The 21052-nt window shown below is 69.8% G+C and carries 18 protein-coding genes; 9 read left to right on the top strand and 9 right to left on the bottom strand.

Annotated elements, in window-relative coordinates; all coding sequences use genetic code 11:
- Positions 1–40: 40 nt before the first annotated feature.
- From LCHO_RS07280 to LCHO_RS07290, 3 genes are read right to left on the bottom strand one after another with little or no spacing between them, the layout of a single operon-like run.
- Entirely contained in the window at positions 41–616 is a 576-nt protein-coding gene (locus tag LCHO_RS07280; RefSeq protein WP_012346490.1) for an NADH-quinone oxidoreductase subunit B family protein, read from the bottom strand.
- Positions 613–1317 carry a 2Fe-2S iron-sulfur cluster-binding protein gene (locus LCHO_RS07285; RefSeq protein ID WP_012346491.1) on the bottom strand — a complete coding sequence of 235 codons (705 nt, stop codon included), beginning with the start codon at positions 1315–1317 and terminating at the stop codon, positions 613–615. Before LCHO_RS07285 ends, LCHO_RS07280 begins: the two co-directional genes overlap by 4 nt.
- Positions 1314–3149, bottom strand: a complete 1836-nt coding sequence (locus LCHO_RS07290) for an NAD(P)H-dependent oxidoreductase subunit E (RefSeq protein ID WP_050757466.1) — start codon at positions 3147–3149, stop codon at positions 1314–1316. Before LCHO_RS07290 ends, LCHO_RS07285 begins: the two co-directional genes overlap by 4 nt.
- 163 nt (positions 3150–3312) lie before the next feature.
- On the opposite strand from LCHO_RS07290, the gene LCHO_RS07295 reads away from it, so the two are divergent.
- Positions 3313–4407, top strand: a complete 1095-nt coding sequence (locus tag LCHO_RS07295; RefSeq protein ID WP_012346493.1) for a response regulator — start codon at positions 3313–3315, stop codon at positions 4405–4407.
- A 21-nt stretch (positions 4408–4428) separates the two neighbouring features.
- Positions 4429–7836 carry an ATP-binding protein gene (locus tag LCHO_RS22035; RefSeq protein ID WP_012346494.1) on the top strand — a complete coding sequence of 1136 codons (3408 nt, stop codon included), beginning with the start codon at positions 4429–4431 and terminating at the stop codon, positions 7834–7836.
- A gap of 15 nt (positions 7837–7851) precedes the next feature.
- Here LCHO_RS22035 and LCHO_RS07305 read toward each other — a convergent pair whose 3' ends face one another.
- The 5 genes from LCHO_RS07305 to LCHO_RS07325 all read right to left on the bottom strand — a co-directional run bounded on the left by LCHO_RS07305 (position 7852) and on the right by LCHO_RS07325 (position 13597).
- A complete protein-coding gene (locus LCHO_RS07305; protein WP_012346495.1) occupies positions 7852–9708 on the bottom strand; it encodes a nitric oxide reductase activation protein NorD in 1857 nt (618 codons plus the stop codon).
- Complete coding sequence (locus LCHO_RS07310; protein ID WP_012346496.1) at positions 9708–10742, bottom strand: 4Fe-4S binding protein; 1035 nt, start codon at positions 10740–10742, stop codon at positions 9708–9710. Before LCHO_RS07310 ends, LCHO_RS07305 begins: the two co-directional genes overlap by 1 nt.
- 91 nt (positions 10743–10833) lie before the next feature.
- Positions 10834–11667, bottom strand: coding sequence for a CbbQ/NirQ/NorQ/GpvN family protein (locus tag LCHO_RS07315; protein ID WP_012346497.1), 834 nt, complete (start codon positions 11665–11667; stop codon positions 10834–10836).
- A 32-nt stretch (positions 11668–11699) separates the two neighbouring features.
- The gene (locus LCHO_RS07320) at positions 11700–13151 is read right to left on the bottom strand and encodes a cbb3-type cytochrome c oxidase subunit I (RefSeq protein WP_012346498.1); all 1452 of its coding nucleotides are present in this window, start codon (positions 13149–13151) and stop codon (positions 11700–11702) included.
- A gap of 11 nt (positions 13152–13162) precedes the next feature.
- A complete protein-coding gene (locus tag LCHO_RS07325; protein ID WP_012346499.1) occupies positions 13163–13597 on the bottom strand; it encodes a c-type cytochrome in 435 nt (144 codons plus the stop codon).
- A 171-nt stretch (positions 13598–13768) separates the two neighbouring features.
- Here LCHO_RS07325 and ubiU point away from each other — a divergent pair, with 171 nt between their 5' ends.
- Genes ubiU through ubiT form a run of 3 tightly spaced genes read left to right on the top strand, consistent with a single transcriptional unit; the run spans position 13769 to position 16242 of the window.
- Positions 13769–14779: a ubiquinone anaerobic biosynthesis protein UbiU gene (gene ubiU, locus LCHO_RS07330; protein ID WP_012346500.1), complete on the top strand. Its 1011-nt coding sequence runs from the start codon at positions 13769–13771 to the stop codon at positions 14777–14779.
- 45 nt (positions 14780–14824) lie between these two features.
- Positions 14825–15778 (top strand): U32 family peptidase, encoded by a 954-nt coding sequence (locus LCHO_RS07335; RefSeq protein WP_012346501.1) that lies wholly within the window; start codon positions 14825–14827, stop codon positions 15776–15778.
- Positions 15775–16242, top strand: coding sequence for a ubiquinone anaerobic biosynthesis accessory factor UbiT (gene ubiT, locus LCHO_RS07340; RefSeq protein WP_012346502.1), 468 nt, complete (start codon positions 15775–15777; stop codon positions 16240–16242). The genes LCHO_RS07335 and ubiT overlap by 4 nt, the downstream gene beginning before the upstream one ends.
- Positions 16243–16265: 23 nt before the next feature.
- On the opposite strand, the gene LCHO_RS07345 is transcribed toward ubiT, so the two are convergent.
- Positions 16266–17438 (bottom strand): HPP family protein, encoded by a 1173-nt coding sequence (locus tag LCHO_RS07345; protein WP_012346503.1) that lies wholly within the window; start codon positions 17436–17438, stop codon positions 16266–16268.
- Positions 17439–17603: 165 nt separating this feature from the next.
- Here LCHO_RS07345 and LCHO_RS07350 point away from each other — a divergent pair, with 165 nt between their 5' ends.
- Genes LCHO_RS07350 through ccoG form a run of 4 tightly spaced genes read left to right on the top strand, consistent with a single transcriptional unit; the run spans position 17604 to position 21035 of the window.
- Positions 17604–17873 carry a DUF2249 domain-containing protein gene (locus tag LCHO_RS07350; RefSeq protein ID WP_012346504.1) on the top strand — a complete coding sequence of 90 codons (270 nt, stop codon included), beginning with the start codon at positions 17604–17606 and terminating at the stop codon, positions 17871–17873.
- Between the two features lie 15 nt (positions 17874–17888).
- Positions 17889–19088, top strand: a complete 1200-nt coding sequence (locus LCHO_RS07355; RefSeq protein ID WP_012346505.1) for an NnrS family protein — start codon at positions 17889–17891, stop codon at positions 19086–19088.
- A 7-nt stretch (positions 19089–19095) separates the two neighbouring features.
- On the top strand, positions 19096–19593 hold the full coding sequence (locus LCHO_RS07360) for an RrF2 family transcriptional regulator (protein ID WP_012346506.1): 498 nt from the start codon (positions 19096–19098) through the stop codon (positions 19591–19593).
- Complete coding sequence (gene ccoG / locus LCHO_RS07365) at positions 19590–21035, top strand: cytochrome c oxidase accessory protein CcoG (protein WP_012346507.1); 1446 nt, start codon at positions 19590–19592, stop codon at positions 21033–21035. Before LCHO_RS07360 ends, ccoG begins: the two co-directional genes overlap by 4 nt.
- The last annotated feature ends 17 nt before the right edge of the window (positions 21036–21052 follow it).

Here is a 21052-nt window from a genome sequence, read left to right on the forward strand (position 1 = left end):
CTCGAGGGGGGAGCGCCGCAGGCGCTACGGGGGTGGGCCATCAGTCGTAATGCATCAGACCGTGGCCCAGATGCGGCGTGCGGCCCGCCATCAGGTCGGTCAGGAACTGCCAGAACGCGTCGGCCGAAGGTGGGCAGCCGGGCAGGAAGTAGTCGACGTGCACCACCTCGTGGATCGGGTGCACCTTGTTGAGCGGCAGCGGCAGCTCGGGGTCGTTGGGGATCACGCTGCCGACGGTCATGCCGGGGCGGCTCTGATAGACGTCGTGCAGCATCTGCGCCAGGTCGAGGTGGTTGCGCTGCGCCGGCAGGCCGCCGTTGATCGCGCAGGCGCCCACCGCTACGAGGGTCTTGCAGTGGGCGCGAAACTCCTTGAGCACCACCACGTTCTCGGAGTTGCACAGCCCGCCCTCGATCAGGCCGAGGTCGCAGTGGCCGATCTGCTTGATGTCGGTCAGCGGCGAGCGGTCGAACTCGATGTGCTCGATCAGCTCCAGCAGCCGCTCGTCGATGTCGAGAAACGACATGTGGCAGCCGAAGCAGCCCGCCAGCGAGACGGTCGCGACCTTCAGCTTGCGCGGCTGGTGCGTCGGGTAGAGGGGTTTGAGCGAGTTCATGGCAGCTCCTGCTGGCCGTTCTGATCGACGGTCGCGACGTCATAACGCCGCTCGCCGATCGGGATCACGAAGCCGCGCCGCTTGGGCAGGATCACGCCCACCGGGCAGATGCTGGCGGCGCGGTCGGCCAGCGCCATGTCCGTATCGCCGAGCTTGCCACTCTCGCTGTTGACCACCAGGTGCGCGCCCAGGCTGTTGCCGGCGATCGCGAAGATGCTCTTGCCGTCGACCTCGGCGCTGGCGCGCACGCACAGGCCGCACAGGATGCAGCGGTTGAAGTCGAGCAGGATGTGTGGGTGGCTGGCGTCGACCGGGCGATCCGGGTAGAACTCCTCGAAGTGCGGCCCCTCCATGTGCATCTGGTAGGCGGTGGCCTGCAGCAGGCAGTTGCCGCTTTTTTCGCACGACGGGCAGAAGTGGTTGCCCTCGACGAACAGCATCTGCAGCAGCGTCTTGCGGTGGCCGTTGAGCTCCTCGGTGTCGCTCTCGACCAGCTGGCCCGGCTCGGCCTTGAGCGTGCACGCGGCACCGGGCCGGCCGTTGACCTTGACGGTGCACAGCCGGCACGAGCCGTGCGGCGAGAACTCCGGGTGCCAGCACAGGTGCGGGATGTAGTGCCCGGCGTTGCGCGCCGCCTCGAGCACGGTCTCGCCCGGCGTGAACGGCACGTCGTTGCCATCAAGCGTGAAGCTGGTGCTCATTCCACAATCTCCAGGTGCGAAGCGGGGTCGTCGCGGCCGGTCATCTGCCGGGCGATCGACAGTTCGGCGTCGAGGCTGAAAGCCGGTTCGAAGTACAGCGATGTGAGCCGCTGTTCGTAGGCCGGCCGGAACTTGGCGATGGTGTCGCGCAGCGGGTTGCAGGCGGCGCCGCCCAGGCCGCAGTGGGTGGCCGTGTGCATCAGCTTGTCGAGCTCGAACAGCACGTCCACGTCATGCCGCGAACCCTGGCCGGCGGCCAGCTTGTCCATGCGCTTGACGACCAGCGCGGTGCCGACGCGGCACGGCGTGCAGAAGCCGCAGCTCTCGTGGGCGAAGAACTGGGCGAAGTTGCGCGCCACCTCGAACATATCGCGCGAGCGGTCGAACACCATGAAGGCGCCGGCGGTCGGCACGTCTTCAAACGCGATGCGCCGGCCGAACTCGAAGGCCGACAGGCACACGCCCGACGGCCCGCCGACTTGCACCGCCTGCGTGTCGCGCGCGCCGCAGTCCTCGAGGATGCGGCCGATGCGGGTGCCGTACGGGTATTCGTAGATGCCGGGCCGCTCGCAGTCGCCCGACACCGAATGGATCTTGGTGCCGGTCGACTTGGGCGTGCCGATGCCGGCCCACCAGGCCGCGCCGTGCACGGCGATGTGGGTGACGGCGCAGTAGGTCTCGACGTTGTTGACGATGGTCGGCTCGTCGAGGTAGCCGTGTTCGACCGGGTAGGGCGGGCGGATGCGCGGCGTGCCGCGTTTGCCTTCCAGCGACTCGATCAGCGCCGACTCTTCGCCGCACACATAGGCGCCGGCGCCGACGTGGATGTCGATGTCGAAATCGAAGCCCTCGCGGCCCTGGATCGCCGCACCGAGCAGATTCGCTTCGCGGCGGCGCTGCAGCACGGCCTGCAGCGGCTCCAGCAGGTAGCGGTACTCGCCGCGCAGGTAGACGAAACCCTGGCGCGCGCCGATCGCGAAGCCGGCGATCGTCATGCCCTCGAACAGCGAGTCGGCGTAGCGGCTCAGAAGCACCCGGTCCTTGAAGGTGCCGGGCTCGCCCTCGTCGGCGTTGCAGACGACGTAGTGGGTGTTGTCGGGCGTGTTGCCGGGCGCCTCGCGGCACAGCTCCCACTTGCGGCCGGTCTGGTAGCCCGCGCCGCCGCGGCCACGCAGGTTGGACTGCTTGACCTCGTCGAGCAGCGCCTGCCAGCCCCGCGCCAGCGCCGCCGCCAGCGCCACGCCGGGTGCCTGCGGGGTGCCGAGCAGCACATCGGCGCGGTGGATGTTGTCGACCACCTCGAACCATTCGGCCGGCCACGCCGCCACCGGCGTGCGGGCCTCGATCAGCTCGGCGATGCGCGCCACCCGCTGCGCGTCGAGCCGGGTGATGACGTGGTGGTGGTTGACCAGCAGCGCCGGTCCCTGGTCGCACAGGCCGGTGCACGAACTGCGTGCCACGCTGACGCGGCCGTCGGCGCGCATCCGGCCGGGCTCGACGCGCAGCTGCTGGCACAGGTCGGCCAGCAGCGCCTCGCTGCCGAGCATGCGGTCGGTGATGTTGTCGCTCAGCAGAAGTCGGTACTCACCGACCGGCTGCATGTGGAAGAAGCGGTAGAAGCTGGCCACGCCCTCCACGTGGGCCAGCGTCAGGCCCAGTTCATGTGCCAGCAGGCTCAGGGTGTCGCGCGGCAGCCAGGTCTGGTGGGCCTGCACCTCGCGCAGGATCTGGACCAGGGCGTGCGGGTTGCGCCCGTGGCGTCTCAGCAGGGCCTCCATGCCGTCGCCCTGCAGGCGGTCAGGGGGTGTCGTCTCGATCTTTACCGGGGCCATCTCGTTGCTCTCCAGTGCCACGCTGGGGCGGCGTGGGTTGCGCAGCATCGTACGTGATGTTCACGGCGTCCGGAACCTCGGCGGCGGGTTTCGATCCGGCGGGTCGGTAGACTCGTGTGGGGTGGTTCGCCACCGCTTCTCAACGCATCCGGTCCCAGCCAGCATGACAGCCGACACCCGCGCCACCGTCCTGATCGTCGATGACGATGTCGACAACCTGTTCGTGCTCACCGAGCTGCTGCGGCCGCACTACCGGGTGCTGGCGGCCACGTCCGGCCCGGCCTGCCTGCGCATGGCCAACGGCGCGCCCCGGCCCGACCTGATCCTGCTCGACGTCATGATGCCGGGCCTCGACGGCTACGCCGTGCTGGCCCGCCTGCGTGAGAACCCGTGCACCCACGACGTGCCGGTCGTGTTTCTCACGGCGCTGAGCGATCCGTCCGACGAGGACCGCGGCCTGCGGCTCGGCGCCAACGACTACATCACCAAGCCGCTCAAGCCGGCCATCGTGCTGGCGCGGGTGCGCACCCAGCTCGAAGCCAAGCAGGCGCGCGACTGGATGACCGACCGCAACGCCGCGCTCGAAGCCGAGGTGGCCCGGCGCATGGCCGAAAACGACCTGACGCAGCGCGTCACCATCCGGGCGCTGGCGCACCTGGCCGAGACCCGCGATCCCGAGACCGGCAACCACATCCTGCGCACCCAGGGCTATGTGCGGCGGCTGGCGCTCGCGCTGCGCGACAACCCGCGGTTCGCCGTCACGCGCAGCGACCGCTACGTCGACCTGCTGACCATGTCGGCGCCGCTGCACGACATCGGCAAGGTCGCCGTCCCCGACCACATCCTGCTCAAGCCCGGCAAGCTCACCGCGGACGAATGGGTCATCATGAAGACCCACGCCAAGCGCGGCAGCGACGCCATCGAGCAGGCCGAACACGACGTCGAGGCGCCGCTCGAGTTTCTCGCCGTGGCCAAGGAGATCGCCCATTGGCACCACGAAAAATGGGACGGCAGCGGTTATCCCGACGGCCTGGCCGGCGATGCGATCCCGGTGTCGGCGCGCCTGATGGCGGTGGCCGACGTGTTCGACGCGCTGATTTCGACCCGTCCCTACAAGAAGCCGCTGTCGATCGCCGAGGCGCACGACGTGATCGTCGACGGACGGGGCCGCCATTTCGATCCGGACGTGGTCGATGCCTTCGTGGCCTGCCTCGACGATTTCGCCGCCATCGCCGACCGTTCGCGTGATGGCGAATGAGCCCCGCCGCCTGACGCTGCCATGAACTCGGCCACACCCTCGGGCCCGCTGCTGCAGCCCGGGCGCTCCAACGGCCAGCGCGCGGGCCGGACGCTGCTCCGGCTGGCCGCGGGCGTGATCCTGATCTCCGGCGTGCTGGTGTTCCTGACCTTGCTCTACCTGCGCGGACAGGCGATCGATGCCGGCCGGCGCACGACCGAATCGTTCGCCCGCATCATCGAGGAGCAGACCACCCGCACCCTGCAGGCCGCCGATCAGCGGCTGGAACTGGCATCGGTGGGCATCGCCCAGCTGGGCGCCACGGGCACGCTCGACGAGCCGTCGGCGCGGGTGCTCTTGCGCGAGCAGATCAGGCACCTGCCGTTCCTGCGCGCCATGTGGGTCATGGATGCCTCGGGCCGGATCGTCTACGACTCGGACATCGGCAACATCGGCGTCAACCTGGGCGACCGGGCGTACTTCCAGATCTACCGCCAGCAGCCGCAAACCACCTTCTACGTGGGCACGCCGGTGCGCAGCCGCAGCACCGGCAGCTGGCTGATCAGCGTCTCGCGGCCGCGCTACACACGCGGCGGCGTGTTCGACGGCATCGTCGTCGCGGCCCTGGAGCCGTCCTACTTCGACCGGCTGTGGCACTCGGTCGACGTCGGCGCCGGCGGCTCGACCGCGCTGCTGCGCAGCGACGGCACGCTGATGATGCGCAGCCCGTTCGATTCGTCGATGATGGGCAAGACCGTCTCGGACCTGCTCGTCATCGAGCCGCAGCGGGCCGGCCAGCGCGCCGGTCGTTTCCAGAAGCGCAGCGCCTTCGACGGCATCGAGCGCGACTTCGCCTACCGCGTCCTGTCGACCCAGCCCGAGTTCGTGGTGGTGGTGGGCCGATCCGTCTCGCGCACGCTGCTGCCCTGGCGCGACATGGCGCTGCTGGTGACGGCGATCTGGGCGGTCGGCTCGCTGGCGCTGGCGATCCTGTGCGCCTACCTGGCGCGTGCCTGGCGGCGCGTCGCCGACGAGGACGTCCGGGCCCAGCAGCTCGCCCAGCGCCTGACCATCGCCACCGACGTGGCCTCGATCGGCGTGTGGGACTGGGATCTCGCGGCCAACCGGTGGTTTGCCACACCGACTTTCTTCTCGATGCTCGGCGACCCCCCGGATACCCCGCCGGTGCACGACGAGCGATGGATCGAGCGGGTCCATCCCGACGACCGCCCGCGCGTCGCGGCGATCACCACGGCCGCGATCGCCGGGGTGGCCGATGCGCCCTACGACTACGAGGCCCGGCTGCGCCATGCCGACGGCTCGTATCGATGGTTCCAGGTGCTCGGCCGCGTGATCGCGCGCGATCCGAGCGGCCAGGCCCTGCGGCTGATGGGCATCCAGGTCGACGTCACCGGCCGCAGGCTGGCCGCCGAGGAGCTGCAGCGCCTGAATCGAACCCTGCGCGTCCTGAGCGCCACCAGCCTGGCGCTGGTCAAGACCCACGATGAACAGGCCTACCTCGCCGAGGTGTGCCGCGCCGTGGTCGAGGCCGGCGGCTATCTGATGACCTGGATCGGCTATGCCGAAGACGACCTCGACAAGAGCGTGCGATGCGTCTCTCAGGCCGGCGACTCGCACGGCTACCTGCAGCGCATCCGGATTTCGTGGGACGGGCGCCTGGCCATCGGGCAGGGGCCGACGGGCACCGCCATCCGCACCGGCGTCACGCAGGTCAACCAGGACATCCTGACCCATCCGAAGATGCTGCCGTGGCGTGAAGCGGCGCTCGAGTCCGGCTATCAGTCGAGCATCGCGCTGCCCCTGGGCAACGAGCAGCGCACCTTCGGCGCGCTCACCCTCTATGCGGTGCAGCCCGACGCCTTCAGCGCCCAGGAGGTCGGGCTGCTCGAGGAACTGGCCCGCAACGTGGCCTTCGGCATCGAGTCGTTCCGCGCCCGCACCCAGCGCGACGCCGCCGAGGGCGCCAACCGCGCCAAGAGCGCCTTCCTGGCCAACATGAGCCACGAGATCCGCACGCCGATGAACGCCATCATCGGCCTGAACTACCTGGTGCGGCGCTCGGGCGTCACGCCGGAGCAGGCGGCGCGGCTCGAGAAGGTCGACAGCGCCTGCCAGCACCTGCTGTCGATCATCAACGACATCCTCGACCTCTCCAAGATCGAGGCCGGTCGGGTGCAGCTGGAGTGCACCCACTTCCGCCTCGGCGACATCATCGACAACGTGCAGTCGATCATCGCCGAGCCCGCCCGCGACAAGGGCCTGGCCATCGACGTCAGCGGCGACGCGCAGGCGCTGTGGCTGCGCGGCGACCCGACCCGCCTGCGCCAGGCCCTGCTCAACTACGCCAGCAACGCGGTGAAGTTCACCGACAAGGGCAGCATCAGCCTGCGTGCCGAACTGCTGCAGGACGGTGGTGACGAACTGCTGCTCGGTTTCTCGGTCAAGGACACCGGCATCGGCATCGAGCCCGAACAGATCGGTCGCCTGTTCCAGGCCTTCGAACAGGCCGATGTCTCGACCACGCGCAAGTACGGCGGCACGGGGCTCGGCCTCGCCATCACGCAGCGGCTGGTGCGCCTGATGGGCGGTGAGGTCGGGGTCGACAGCACGCCGGGCCAGGGCAGCCACTTCTGGTTCACGGTGCGGCTGCAGCGCGGCCACAGCGTGATGCCTGCTGCGCCGGCCGACGAGGCGCTGCGGTCGGTCGAATCGCGCCTGCTGCAGGAGCACGCCGGCGCGCGCATCCTGCTGGCCGAGGACAACGACGTCAGCCGCGAGGTCGCGGTGGCGATCCTGCACGGCGTCGGCCTGCTGGTGGACACCGCCCGCGATGGCCGCGAGGCCGTCGCGCTGGCACAGGCCGGCGCGTATGACGTGGTGCTGATGGACATGCAGATGCCGGCGCTGGACGGGCTCGAAGCCACCCTCGCGATCCGTGCGCTGCCAGGCTGGGACAGCACGCCGATCCTGGCACTGACGGCCAACGCCTTCGACGACGACCGGCGCGCCTGCGAGGCCGCGGGCATGAACGACTTCATCGCCAAGCCCATCGATGCCGATGCGCTGTACGCGACCTTGCTGAAATGGCTGGTGCGCCGCGCCGCGCCGAAGGACCGCGCCGGTGGGGCGCCGGAACAGCCCCGTCACACCGGGTTCGCCGCTGGCGAGCCGCTGTTGCCACCCGCGGCCGACGCGGTGGCCGCCGCGCACGCCGACGCCCACGCACCGGTCGATCGCGAGCAGGTCGCCGCGGTGTTGAGCGAGCTCGACGCCCTGCTGGAAATGGGTGACACCACCGCCATCGTCGTGCTGAACCAGCATGCCGACCTGCTGCGTGCGGCCTTCGGCGCCGCCAGCGAAGCGCTCGAGCGGCAGATCCGGCAGTTCGCTTTCGACCGAGCGCGGGTGACGCTGCGGGCGCTGCGCTAGATCGACGCAGCGCCGTCAGCGCGTCAGCGCCGCATGCACCTGCGCCAACCGCTGCACCAGGTCCTGCGGCCGGTGCACCAGCGCATAACCGCGCTGGCCGAACAGCATCGGCAGGTAGTCGTGCGCGGTCTCGTCGATCGTGACGCAGAACGGCACCAGGCCGGCGTCGCGCGCGGCCTGCACCGCGTGGCGGGTGTCCTCCAGGCCGTAGCGGCCCTCGTAGACATCGAGGTCGTTGGGCTTGCCGTCGGTCAGGATCAGCAGCAGGCGCTGGCGTTCGGGGCGCGCCTGCAGGCGCAGCGTGGCGCAGCGGATGGCCGCGCCCATGCGCGTGTAGTAGCCCGGCCTGATCGCGCCGACGCGGTCGCAGGCGCCACCGCGCCAGGGCTCGTCGAAGCCCTTGAGGTGCTGCATGCGCACGTTCTGGCGCCGCACCGAGCTGAAGCCGAGCATCTCGAACGGATCGCCGCTGGCGGACAGCGCCTCGCCGAAGACGTAGAGCGCATCGCGGATCACGTCGATCACGCGCGAGTGGTTGTCGACGTGCGCGTCGGTCGACAGCGACAGGTCGGCCAGCAGCAGCGTGGCCAGGCTGCGCTCGCGGCGCACGCGGCGCGAGAACACGGCGGGCAGCTCGTGGTGCGGCGCGCTGGCGGCGTCGACCTGATGGCGCACGAAGGCATCCAGGTCCAGCTCGTCGCCATCGGGGCGGCCCCGTTCGCGGCCCAGCCCGGCGCGCAGCACCTCCATGCGCCGGCGGATGCGCCGCGCGGTGGCGCGCAAGGCCGGTGGTGGCACGAAGGGCTTGGCCGGCGTGCTGATCAGCGTCTGCAGCGCGCAGTGCTCGGGCAGCAGGCGGGCGCGTTTCCAGTCCCACTCGGGCAGGCGCAGGCCGGGGCCGAGCGGGCGGTCGTCGGCGGCGGCGCTGGGCAGGTCGAGGTCGAACTTGACGCGCGATGCCGCGCTGCGGCCATCGGGCGCGATCGCCAGCACGTCCATGTCGTCGGCCACGGCCTGGGCCTGCGGATCCTCGTCGTCGTCGCTGGCGCGGTTGACCTTGATGAACTCGCCCCACGACAGGATCGACTCGGCGCGGAAGAACATCATCAGCGGCGCCTTGTCGCGCTCGTCGCTGACGGCTTCGGCCTTGCGGCGGCGCTTCGATCCGGACGACGGTGGGCGTTGCGCGGGCTCGCTCGATTCGGGATCGGGGCGATTGCGCACCGCGTCGGCGCCGCGTGTCGCCTCGGCCACGTCGAGCCACAACCAGACCGGCGCCACGTCCTGCGGGCGCAGGGCCGGGCCTTCGTGCAGGCGCTCGCCACGCAGGGCGCGCTGCACCTGGGCCTCGGCGGCAGCGGCCGGGCCGCGCAGCGTCGACAGGTCGGGGCGCAGCGCCAACTGGGCTTCGACCAATTGGGCGTGGCGTTCCCGCAACCCGGGAAAGGCGTGCAGCGCGACGCGGGTGGCGAGCAGGTTGCTGCCGATCCAGTCGCCGCCGCCATCGCCGTTGTGCTCGCCGTAACCGTCGATCACCGACGCGAGTGCGGCCAGCCACAGGTAGAGCGCGCGGTTGAGCGCGATGTCGTCGAACACCGCCAGCGTCGGCGGCAGCGCCAGCACGTCGGATTCGAGCCGCGGCAGCGGCGCATGCGTGCCGCTGCCGGCCACACGCTGCAGCCAGCTGCGCGTGCCGCCGACACGGCTGTCGGCGGCGCCGGTCAGGCGCACCGCGCGGGCACCTCCGCCGGCGCGAAACAGCAGGCCGATGCTGCGCTCCATCTGCGCCAGGCTGACCGCCGCCTGCGGGTGCTGGCAGTCGGCGGCGCGGCTGATGAAACGATGCCATTGCTGGCCGACCCACTCTTCCATCAGAGCTTCTCCTGACGCACGGCCGGGCCTGCGTCCGGTTGGGGGGATTGCGGGGATTGCAGCGCGGCCTCGCGGGCCAGCTCCTGCTTGCGCTGGCGCAGCGTCTCGCGGATGGCGTCGGCGCCGACCTTCCATTCGAGCAGCGGCTCGCGGGCTTGCGCGCCTTGCGAGTCGTCGCAGTTGTCGAGGCACTGGCCGCACTGCACGCACGAGAACATCATGCGTTTGATGTTGCGCGGGTGCAGCCGCATCGGGCAGCCGTTGTCGCAGGCGCTGCCTTGTGGCGAGTTGGCGGTCGTGCAGGTGCGGCAATCTCGGGCGTTGTCGCGGTCGAAGGCCACCACCATGCCCTTCGGGTTGGCCATCCACACCAGGCTCTGGAACAGCCCGACGGCGCAGCCGAAGCGGCAGAACAGGTGCCGCGCAAAGGCAAATTCGGCGGTGAAGACGGCGCTGCCGATGACCAGGAAACGGGCCTGGTTGGGTGTCAGCGTGCCGTGGATCAGGTTGCCCCAGATCTGCGCCGGCGGCAGCAGATAGGTCAGCAGCGTGATGGCCCACAGAAAGCCGAACAGCGCGCAGCTGAAGGCGAACACCGGCCACCAGCGCGCTTGCGGCGCGCGCGTGCCGTGCGTGGTGGCGTGCTTGTCCCACAGGCTGAGCTTGCCGCAGGCGCGCTGCAGGATGTCGTTGAGCGTCTCGACCAGCGAGAAGTGCGGGCACAGCCAGCCGCAGTAGAGCCGGCCCCAGCGCCAGGCCACGCCCAGGAAGGTGCCGATCAGCACGATGGCGGGCAGGAAGGCGCGCAGCAGGATGTTCAGCGCCATGTCGCTGGCGCTGATCTGGCCGGCGCGGAAGGCGTCGATGCCGAGCGTCCAGCGCATGCCCAGCACCCACAGCTGGGTGTCGTCGAGGTCGAAGCGCAGCAGGTTCAGCGCGGGTGCCAGCAGGAACAGCGCGAAGAACCCGACTTGGAAAAAGCGACGGCGGCGTTGCCGGGCGCCAGCCTTTGAAGGGCTGGACGCCAACGTCATTGACCCGGACGATGCGGCAGGAGCAGCCAAGGCTGTTGCCGCCGTCGCGTGAACTGGTACAGGTGCAGGGCGCACGGTGAGAGCGGGCGGATCAGCGCGCCGCCGCGTGCCTGGCGATGTCGCCGAGCACGGCGTCGACCACGTCGGCCAGCGCCGCGGCGGTCTCGGCGTCGTCGGTCAGCGCGTCGACGATGGCCGCGCGGCAGGCGTCGCGCAGCGGCAGGCCGGCGGCGACCAGGCGGGCCGCCATCACCAGCAGGCGGGTGCTGACGGTCTCTTCGAGGTCATGGTCGGTCAGGCGCCGCAGGGCCTGCGCCAGCTGCACCAGGCGGGCGGCCAGCGCGGTGTCGATGCCGGCTTCGGTCATCACGATGGACTGCTCCACCGCGGCGTTCGGGTAGCCGAAGGTCAGCGCCACGAAACGCTGGCGCGTGCTGGGTTTCAGGCTCTTGAGCAGGTTCTGGTAACCCGGGTTGTACGAGATCACCAGCATGAATTCGGGCGGCGCCACCAACTGCTCGCCGGTGCGTTCGATCGGCAGCACGCGGCGGTCGTCGGCCAGCGGGTGCAGCACCACGGTGGTGTCCTTGCGGGCCTCGACCACCTCGTCGAGGTAGCAGATCGCTCCGCTGCGCACCGCGCGGGTCAGCGGGCCGTCCGCCCACACCGTGTTGCCCGCGCCGATCAGGTGGCGGCCGACCAGGTCGGCCGCGCTCAGGTCGTCGTGGCAGCTCACGGTGATGAGCGGGCGGCCCAGTCGCGCGGCCATGTGCTCGACGAAGCGGGTCTTGCCGCAACCCGTCGGGCCCTTGATCAGCAGCGGCAGGCGCTGCCTGAAGGCGTGCTCGAACAGCGCCACCTCGCCCGCCTGCTCGGCGTAGAAGGGGGCGCCCATCGTCATCTTCAGCAGTTCGCTGTGGTCCATGGTGATGGCGCTTTCGATGGGACTCGTGAGGTTCAGGCGCGGCGTGCCGGCTGGGCGCGCAGCAGGCCGCCTGTCGCGCCGTTGCCCACGCTCTCTTCGGTGACGGGTTCACCGCCGATGAAGAAGCTCGACAGATACGTCAGCAGGCCGAGCAGGAACACCACGCCGCCGCCCACGCGCACCCAGTAGAACAGCGAGAGCTGATCCTGCGTGGCCATGAAGCCGAGCGCGCCTTCGGTGGGCATGCGTTGCAGCCAGACCTGCAGGATGCCCGCGCCGGTCAGCGCCAGCACCATGACGGCCATGCCGATGGTCATGATCCAGAAGCTCCACATCTCCGCGGCCTGCGACTTGCGGCTGTTGGCGATGCGACCGTTGAGCGTGGGCATCGCATAGCTGATCAGCGTGATCACCACCAGCACGTAGGCACCGTAGAAGGCCAGGTGGCCGTGCGCGGCGGTCACTTGGGTGCCGTGGGTGTAGTAGTTGACGGGGCTGAGCGTGTGGATGAAGCCCCACAGGCCGGCACCCAGGAAACCCATCACCGAGGTGCCCACGGCCCACAGCACGGCGGCCTGGTTCGGGTGTTCACGGCGGCGGCGCTGCACCATGTTGAAGGCGAACACCGTCATCATGAAGAAGGGGATCGGCTCCATCGCGCTGAAGATGCTGCCGATCCACTGCCAGTAGCCGGGCAGGCCGATGAAGTAGAAGTGGTGGCCGGTGCCGAGGATGCCGGTCATCAGCGCGAAGGCGATGATCACGTACAGCCACTTGTCGATGATCTCGCGGTCGACGCCGGTGGTCTTGACCAGCACGTAGGCCAGCAGCGCACCGAGGATCAGCTCCCACACGCCCTCGACCCAGAGGTGGACGACGAACCACCAGTACATCTTGTCGCGCACCAGGTTGTGCGGGTTGACGAAGCTGAACAGGAAGAAGATCGCCAGGCCCCACAGGCCCACCAGCAGCACCAGCGAGATGCTGGTCTTGCGGCCCTTGAGCACCGTCATCGTGATGTTGTAGAGGAAGCCCAGCGCCACCACCACGATGCCGAGCTTGGTCGGCAGCGGCTGCTCGAGAAACTCGCGGCCCATGGTCTGCAGCACGTCGTTGCCGGTCAGCTCGGCGAGCTTGGCGTAGGGCACCGCGAGGTAGCCGACGATCGTCAGCGCGCCGGCGACCAGGAAGACCCAGAAGAGGATCTTGGCCAGCAGCGGGCTGTGCAGCTCGGTCTCGGATTCCTCCGGCACCATGTAGTACGCCGCGCCCATGAAGCCGAACAGCAGCCACACGATCAGCAGGTTGGTGTGCACCATGCGCGCCTGGTTGAACGGGATGTAGGGGAACAGGAAGTCCCCGATCACGTACTGCAGGCCCAGGCCCAGGCCGAACACGATCTGGGCCGTGAACAGGCCGAGCGCGGCGATGAAATAGAGCTTCGAGACCGATTGGCTCTGGTACTTGAGGATGGTGTTGGTCATGTCTTTGCTCCTCAACCTTCGATGTTGGGCGGCCACTTTTCGGTGTTGATCTCGCCGGTCCACTTCAGGAACTCGACCAGGTCGTCGAGCTGCTTGGCGTCGAGGTTGAACTGCGGCATCTGCCGGCGGCCTTCGACGTGCGTGGGCTGCGCGGCCATCCAGGCCTTGATGAACTCGGGGCCGCGGCGCTGGTAGACGTTGCCCAGCTCGGGCGCGAAGTACGCGCCTTCGCCCAGCAGCGTGTGGCAGCCGATGCAGTTGCGCGTCTCCCAGATCTTCTTGCCCGCCACCACCGCCGGCGTGATGGCCTGGGCGTTGGAGCGTTTCGGGATCTGCCGCTCGGTGTGAAAGACGATGACGGCGAACAGCAGTGCGAAGAACACGCTGCCACCGTAGAACATGTTGCGGGCCATCTGTTTGGTGAACCCGCTCTGACTCTGGCTCATGAAGGCCTCCTCGGATCGTGGTGTGCATAGCCTAGGGATTCACTCGGTTTTTTTCCTTGAACCGGTTCAAGAAACCGGCCGTTGCCTGGCAACTTGATGCACCACAAGCTCGCGTGCGATCCATTTGCCTAGAGTGCGCCGCTTGCAACGATCAACAGGAACCGGCTTGCGATGACTCCCGACACCCCGCCCCAGCTGGTGAGCCCCGCCGGCTCGCTGCGCGCCTTGCAGATGGCCATCGACGCCGGTGCCGACGCGGTCTACCTGGGCCTCAAGGACGCCACCAACGCGCGCAACTTCGCCGGCCTCAACTTCGACGCCGCCCAGGTGCGCGAAGGCGTGCGCTACGCCCACTCGTGCGGCCGCCAGGTGCTGATGGCGCTCAACACCTACGCCGACGCGCGCGATGCCACGCCCTGGCAGCGCGCGGTCGACCGCGCCGCCGAGTTCGGCGCCGACGCGCTGATCGTGGCCGATACCGCCGTGATGGCCTACGCCCGGCGCATCCATCCCGCGCTGCGGCTGCACCTGTCGGTGCAGGCCTCGGCCACCACCTACGAGGCGATCGAGTTCTACCGCGAGCGCTACGGCATCCGCCGCGCGGTGCTGCCGCGGGTGCTGACGCTCTCGCAGGTACAGCACGTGATCCGCCACACCCCGGTCGAGATCGAGGTGTTCGGTTTCGGCAGCCTGTGCGTGATGGTCGAGGGCCGCTGCGCGCTGTCGTCCTATGCCACCGGCCAGTCGCCCAACACCGCGGGCGTGTGCTCGCCGCCCTCGGCGGTGCAGTGGAAGGAGCGGCCCGAAGGCGTCGAGGCGCGCCTGAACGGCGTGCTGATCGACCGCTACGGCCCGACCGAGCCGCGTGGTTATCCGACGCTGTGCAAGGGCCGTTTCGACGTCGAGGGCGAACGCGACTACGCGCTCGAGGAACCCACCAGCCTGAACACGGTGGAACTGCTGCCCAAGCTGATCGAGGCCGGCGTCAAGGCCATCAAGATCGAAGGCCGCCAGCGCAGCCCGAGCTACGTCGCCGAGGTGACCCAGGTCTGGCGCCGGGCGATCGACCTGGCCACGTCCACCAGCCGCTACGCCGTGGCATCGGCCTGGAACACCCAGCTCGGCCGCTGGACCGAAGGTTCGCAGAGCACGCTCGGCGCCTACGACCGGCCGTGGCGTTGACGGCCCGCACTTCAGCGCCGCGTTTCACCTCACTGCAAGACACCCATGACCTCCCATTCCACGCCGCTCGATCTCACGGTCGGCCCGCTCCAGTACTGGTGGCCACGCGCCACGCTGATCAACTTCTATGCCGAGCTGGCCGACAGCCCGGCGCGCCGCATCGTGCTGGGCGAGGTGATCTGCTCGCGCCGCAACGAGTTCTCGACCGAAGACTGGCTGGCGCTGGCGCGTGACCTGACGGCCGCCGGCAAGACCGTGCTGCTGGCGAGCATGCCGCTGCTGATGTCCGAGGCCGAGCTGCGCACGCTGCGCCGCATCGCCGAGCAGGACGAGTTCGCCGTCGAGGCGGGTGATGCGTCCGCGCTGCAGGTGCTGGCGCGCCGGCCGGCCGAACAGGCTGCGCGGCATCCGATCACGCTCGGGCCGCACCTCAACATCTACAGCCACGGCGCGCTGATCGAACATGCCGCGCTCGGCGCCGACCGCTGGGTCGCGCCGCTCGAGTTGTCGCTCGATGCCATCGCGCGCATCAATCCGCCCGACGCGCCGGTGCCCGGTGTGGCCGGACCGGTGGCGAGCGAGGTGTTCGGTTTCGGCCGCATGCCGCTGGCGTTCTCGGCGCGCTGCTTCACCGCGCGCCACCATCGGCTCAACAAGGACGAGTGCGATTTCCGCTGCCGCGACGACGCCGACGGCCTGCTGTTGAGCAGCACCGAGGGCCAGCCTTTCCTCGTGCTCAACGGCATCCAGACCCAGTCCGCCGGCCTGCAATGCCTGATCGGCGACGCAGCGGCGATGCGTGCGGCCGGCGTGTCGAGCGTGCGTCTGTCACCTTGCGGCCAGGGCTTTGCGCGTGTGCTGACGCTGTTCGATCAGGTGCTCAACCACGGCGAGCCCGCCGCCGACGCCATCGCCGAACTGGCCACGCTGGGCTTGCCCGGCGCGCTGGTCAACGGCTACGCCCATCGCCAACCCGGCCTCGAGGAGATCTCCGCATGAACCCGCACGACACCGTCCGCACCGAGGCCGTCTCGCCCTTCGATCCGGCCACCTGGCCGGCGCCGCTGGCGCGCGCCGCCGAGCACGCCCGCCAGGTCGTGCGTCGCCTGCCGGTGCAGCCGCCGTCGTTCGTCGCCGCGCGGCTGCTCGACCGCCTGCTGTGGCCCAAGCTCGACGCGGGCCAGCGCAGCGCGCTGGCCGGGCGCGTCGTCGAGGTCGAGCTGATGGAGAGCGGCGTGCGCGTGCGGCTGATGCTGGGCGAGCGCGGCTTCTCGGTCGCCGGTGGCGCGGCCGAGCCGGCCGTGCGCATCCGCGCCCGCACCGACGCGCTGTGGCGCCTGGTGCGCGGCCAGGACGATGCCGACCGGCTGTTCTTCGAGCGTGCGCTGGTGATGGAGGGCGACACCGAATTCGGCCTGATCCTCAAGAACACGCTCGACGCGATCGGCCCGCTCTGGCAGTGAGCGGCCGAGTCACCGAACCTGATTCAGACGCCGCCCGGCCGTGCCAGGGCGGCGACCAGGTCGGTCTGCGTGATGATGCCCACCAGCCGGTTGCGCTCGCCGATGATCGGGATGTGGTGGTGGCCGGTGGATGAGAACAGCGGCACCAGTTCATTGAGCGGCCGCTCGGCGCTGGCCACGCGCACCTGGCGGCTCATGATCTGGCCGACCACCTCGGGCTTGTCCGAGTTGATGCCGGGCGTCGGCCGCAGCAGCCGGCCCAGGCGGGTGTTGATGCGGTCGAGCCCGTCGGGGTGATCGAGTTCGGCGCTGCGCAGGAAATCCGCCTGCGTCACGATGCCGACGATGAAGCCGTAGCGATCGACCACCGGCAGCGCCTTGATGCGGTGGCCGCGCAGCAGCTGCCAGGCCTCGTGCAGCGGCGTGCCGAAGGCGACGGTGAGCGGATCGGCCGACATGATGTCGCGGCAGCGCAGGGTGTCGAGGCGGCGCCGGTGGGCTTCGAGTTCGGATTGTTCGAGCAGCGTGCGCAGGTCGTCGCGCGGGATGTCGAGCACCTGGTTGTAGCGCGCCAGAACGGCGTCGAGATCGGCGTCGCTGAAGCCGGGGGCACGTTCGCCCGCAGGCTTGGCGGGGCTGGAGGCCGCGTCCTGGGCGTGCGGGTAGCGCCGACCGGTCAGCGGGTTGTAGAGCATGCCGGCTGCCACCAGCAGGGCCGAGTTCAGGGCCACCGGCGCGAGTGCGAAGCGCCAGTCGCCCATGCCCGTCATCACCGCCAGCAGCGCGGCGGCGCCACCGGGCGGATGCAGGCAGCGCGCCGCCATCATCACCGCGATGGCACCGGCCACCGCCACGCTCGCCGCCAGTTCGGGCGTGGGCAGCAGGTGCACGCACGACACGCCCACCAGCGCCGACAGCGTGTTGCCGCCCACCACCGACCAGGGCTGCGCCAGCGGGCTGGCCGGCAGGCCGAACACCAGCACCGCGCTGGCCCCGAGCGGCGCCACCAGCCACGGCAGGCCGGGCCAGATCGGCCAGGCGTGCGACAGCAGCGCCACCATCACGATGCCCAGCGCGCCGCCGGCCACCACGCGGCGGCGCTCGCGGCCGTCGATGGCCAGTTGCGCGGGCTGCAGGGCGCGCAGCCAGGCGCGCAGGCGATCGAGGGGAACCGGAACGGGAGGCGGTTGCGACATGGGGCGGGTGGCGGTCAGGTGGCGCGGCGGCTTCTGGGTGGCTGCGCAGCATAGCGACTCGCAAGTCCCTGTGGTTCATAAGCTTTATCTTGAATATTGCTTTTGATTGGTGGCTTGGCAAAATAGATCCATCGTAAATAGATCTTTAACCGACAGGAGTTCTCCATGACCCAGCTTGCCACCCGCATCGATGTGCGCGAGATCGCGCCGAGCGAGCGCCACGCCACGATCTTCGCCACCTTCCAGGGGCTGGCGCCGGGTGAGTCGTTCGAGCTCGTCACCGATCACGAGCCGGTGCCGCTGGCGATGCAGTTCCAGATCGAGTGGCCCGGCCAGTTCGACTGGCAGGTGATCGAGGCAGGCCCGGTCGAGTGGTGCGTGCGCATCGTCCGCCAGGCCGCGCGCAAGAGCTGCTGCGGTTGCTGCGGCGGCTGATCGAGGATCGACGTCATGGCCACGCTGCTGATCCAGCCCCAGGAACCCGCTCGCCGGGGTGTGCCTCCGGGCCACTTCGCGCTGTGGGACCTGGGGTTTCGTCCGTTCTACCTGCTGGCGGCGGCCTTCGCGGCGCTGTCGGTGCCGCTGTGGGCGCTGCAGTTCAGTGGCCTGATCTCGCACCCCTGGCTGCGCGGCCCGCTGTGGCACGCGCACGAGATGGTGTTCGGCTACACGCTGGCGATCGTGGTGGGCTTCCTGTTCACCGCCGGGCGCAACTGGTCCGGCCAGCCCACGCCCACCGGCCGGCCGCTGATGGCGCTGGCGGCGCTGTGGGTGGCTGCCCGGGTGCTGGTGCTGACGCCCTGGGGCGTGGCCGCGGCGCTGGTCAACGTGGCGTTCCCGCTGCTGGCGGCGTGGGGCCTGTGGCGTGCGCTGCGGGCGGGCAACAACAAGCGCAACTACTTCTTCGTCGCGCTGCTGGTCATGATGGCCACGGCGTCGGCGGTGGTGCACCTGGCCGAGCTGCAATGGCTCACGCTGCCGGCCGGGCTGGGCATACCGGTGGCGCTGGACGGCGTGCTGTTCATGATCGCCGTGATGGCCGGCCGGGTGGTGCCGATGTTCTCCAACAACGGCGTGCCGGGCATGCGGGCGCGGCGTGACGAGCGGCTCGAGAAGCTCGCGCTCGGCAGCGTGCTGGCGCTGCTGGCGGCCGATGCACTGCAGTTGCACGGCGCCGCGATGGCGGCGCTGCTCGGCCTGGCCCTGCTCGCCCACGCCGCCCGCCTGGCGCTCTGGCAACCGTGGAAGACCTTGCGCAATCCGCTGGTCTGGGTACTGCACGCGGCCTACCTGTGGCTGCTGCTGCACCTGGCGCTGCGCGCCGCGGCCGAACTCGGCTGGATCGCGCCTTCACTGGCCACCCACGCGCTGACGCTGGGTGTGATCGGCACCATCACGCTGGGCATGATCACGCGCACCGCGCTCGGCCACACCGGCCGGCCGTTGCGCGCGGGTCGCATCGAGATCGTCGCCTACCTGGCGATGCTGGGTGCGGCGCTGGTGCGGGTGGGCGTGCCGCTGGTCGAGCCGGCCTGGCTGCTGTCGGCCGTGACCGGATCGGCGCTGCTGTGGTCGCTCGCCTTCGTGCTCTACCTGGTGCGCTACACGCCGATCCTGCTGCGTGCACGTGCCGACGGCCAACCCGGATGAACCTGCCATGCGTCTGACCACGATGACCGATTACGCGCTGCGCCTGCTGATGTACGTCGGCCAGCGCCCCGAGCGCCTGTGCACCATCGCCGAGGTGGCGCAGGCCTACGGCATCTCCGAGGCGCACCTGATGAAGATCACCCACCAGCTCGGCCTGGCCGGCTGGATCGAGACGGTGCGTGGCAAGGGCGGCGGCATGCGGCTGGCGCTCGAGCCGGCGCAGATCAACCTGGGTGAACTGGTGCGCAGCGTCGAGCCGGACTTCGCCCTGGTCGAATGCCTGGCCAGCGGCAACGCCTGCTCGCTGACGGGCCGCTGCCGCCTGACGGGCATCTTCGACGACGCGCTCGCGGCCTTCATGGAAAAGCTCGACGCGCGCACGCTCGCCGAGGTGCTGCCGCCGCCGCGTCCGGCCTCGGCCGGCGAGAGCCCGAGCTCACCCGATGGCGTCGTGACCCTGCCTTTGCCGGTGCGCAGCCGCCGCGCCAGCGCAGCTCGGTCATGAGCACGCCGCCCAAACGCCCGATCATCCCGATCCAGCCCGCCAGCACGGCCCTCTACGCGGCCGAGGCCAAGATCTACGCGCGCTCGGTCAGCGGCTACTTTGCCAACTGGCGCTGGGTGATGGTGTGGTTCACGCAGCTGGTGTTCTACGGCGGCGCGTGGCTGCAGTGGAACGGCCGCCAGGCGCTGCTGTTCGATCTGGGCGAGCGGCGCTTCTACGTGCTCGGGCTGGTGCTGCATCCGCAGGATTTCATCTACCTGGCCGCGCTGCTGGTGATCAGCGCGCTGGGGCTGTTCTTCTTCACCGCGGTGGCCGGGCGGCTGTGGTGCGGCTACACCTGCCCGCAGACGGTCTACACCGAGATGTTCATGTGGATCGAGCGCCACATCGAGGGCGATCGCCTGGCCCGCATGCGGCTCGACGAGTCGCCCTGGAACACCCGCAAGCTGCTGCGCAAGGGCGGCAAACACGCGGCCTGGCTGGCGCTGGCGCTGGTCACGGGTTTCAGCTTCGTCGGCTATTTCGTACCGGTGCGCGAGCTGGCGCAATCGGTGGCGTCGCTGGACGTGTCGGCGTGGGAAGGTTTTTGGGTGCTGTTCTACGCCCTGGCCACCTACGGCAACGCCGGCTTCATGCGCGAGCAGGTGTGCAAGTACATGTGCCCGTACGCGCGTTTCCAGAGCGCGCTGATCGACCGCGATTCGATGGTCATCGCCTACGACAGCGGCCGCGGTGAGCCACGTGGCTCACGCTCGAAGAAGGCCGACCTGGCCACGCTGGGCCTGGGCAGTTGCGTCGACTGCACGATGTGCGTGCAGGTCTGCCCGACCGGCATCGACATCCGCAATGGTCTGCAGAACGAATGCATCGGCTGCGCCGCCTGCATCGACGTTTGCGACGACGTGATGGACAAGATGGGCTACGCGCGCGGCCTGATCCGCTACGCCACCGAAAACGGCGTGGCCGGCCAGTGGAACCGCGCGCAGATGCTGCGCCGCCTGTGGCGCCCGCGGGTGCTGATCTACGGCACGCTGCTGCTGGCGGCGAGCGGCACCTTCGTCGCCAGCCTGGCCGGCCGCGACGCCTTCCAGATCGACGTCATCAAGGACCGCGGCGTGCTCGCGCGGGTGGTCGACGACGGCATGATCGAGAACGTCTACCGCCTGCAGCTGATGAACAACCGCGAGCAGCCGCAACGCCTGCGCCTGCGGGTGGACGGCCCGGCCGGCCTGCGCCTGGCCGGCGGCGGCACCGAGCTGACCCTGCCGGCGACCGGCCTCGGCCAGCAGGTCGTCAGCGTGCACCTGCCGCCCGAGGCGGCGCAGGCGCTGCGCGGCAGTGCGGTGCCGATCCGCTTCGTGATCGAAGGCCGGCCGCTCGCCGAGCCCGGCGCCGCGCCCGAGGTGGTGCGCGAGGCTTCGACCTTCTACGTGCCGCGCTGATCGTGTCGATCGTGCGG

Source organism: Leptothrix cholodnii SP-6 (genome assembly GCF_000019785.1).
In the GTDB taxonomy this organism is placed as follows: domain Bacteria; phylum Pseudomonadota; class Gammaproteobacteria; order Burkholderiales; family Burkholderiaceae_C; genus Sphaerotilus; species Sphaerotilus cholodnii.

Coding starts and splice junctions, on each gene's coding strand:
- LCHO_RS07280 (WP_012346490.1), bottom strand. CDS start 616: ATGAACTCGCTCAAACCCCTCTACCCGACGCACCAGCCGCGCAAGCTG.
- LCHO_RS07285 (WP_012346491.1), bottom strand. CDS start 1,317: ATGAGCACCAGCTTCACGCTTGATGGCAACGACGTGCCGTTCACGCCG.
- LCHO_RS07290 (WP_050757466.1), bottom strand. CDS start 3,149: ATGGCCCCGGTAAAGATCGAGACGACACCCCCTGACCGCCTGCAGGGC.
- LCHO_RS07295 (WP_012346493.1), top strand. CDS start 3,313: ATGACAGCCGACACCCGCGCCACCGTCCTGATCGTCGATGACGATGTC.
- LCHO_RS22035 (WP_012346494.1), top strand. CDS start 4,429: ATGAACTCGGCCACACCCTCGGGCCCGCTGCTGCAGCCCGGGCGCTCC.
- LCHO_RS07305 (WP_012346495.1), bottom strand. CDS start 9,708: ATGGAAGAGTGGGTCGGCCAGCAATGGCATCGTTTCATCAGCCGCGCC.
- LCHO_RS07310 (WP_012346496.1), bottom strand. CDS start 10,742: ATGACGTTGGCGTCCAGCCCTTCAAAGGCTGGCGCCCGGCAACGCCGC.
- LCHO_RS07315 (WP_012346497.1), bottom strand. CDS start 11,667: ATGGACCACAGCGAACTGCTGAAGATGACGATGGGCGCCCCCTTCTAC.
- LCHO_RS07320 (WP_012346498.1), bottom strand. CDS start 13,151: ATGACCAACACCATCCTCAAGTACCAGAGCCAATCGGTCTCGAAGCTC.
- LCHO_RS07325 (WP_012346499.1), bottom strand. CDS start 13,597: ATGAGCCAGAGTCAGAGCGGGTTCACCAAACAGATGGCCCGCAACATG.
- ubiU (WP_012346500.1), top strand. CDS start 13,769: ATGACTCCCGACACCCCGCCCCAGCTGGTGAGCCCCGCCGGCTCGCTG.
- LCHO_RS07335 (WP_012346501.1), top strand. CDS start 14,825: ATGACCTCCCATTCCACGCCGCTCGATCTCACGGTCGGCCCGCTCCAG.
- ubiT (WP_012346502.1), top strand. CDS start 15,775: ATGAACCCGCACGACACCGTCCGCACCGAGGCCGTCTCGCCCTTCGAT.
- LCHO_RS07345 (WP_012346503.1), bottom strand. CDS start 17,438: ATGTCGCAACCGCCTCCCGTTCCGGTTCCCCTCGATCGCCTGCGCGCC.
- LCHO_RS07350 (WP_012346504.1), top strand. CDS start 17,604: ATGACCCAGCTTGCCACCCGCATCGATGTGCGCGAGATCGCGCCGAGC.
- LCHO_RS07355 (WP_012346505.1), top strand. CDS start 17,889: ATGGCCACGCTGCTGATCCAGCCCCAGGAACCCGCTCGCCGGGGTGTG.
- LCHO_RS07360 (WP_012346506.1), top strand. CDS start 19,096: ATGCGTCTGACCACGATGACCGATTACGCGCTGCGCCTGCTGATGTAC.
- ccoG (WP_012346507.1), top strand. CDS start 19,590: ATGAGCACGCCGCCCAAACGCCCGATCATCCCGATCCAGCCCGCCAGC.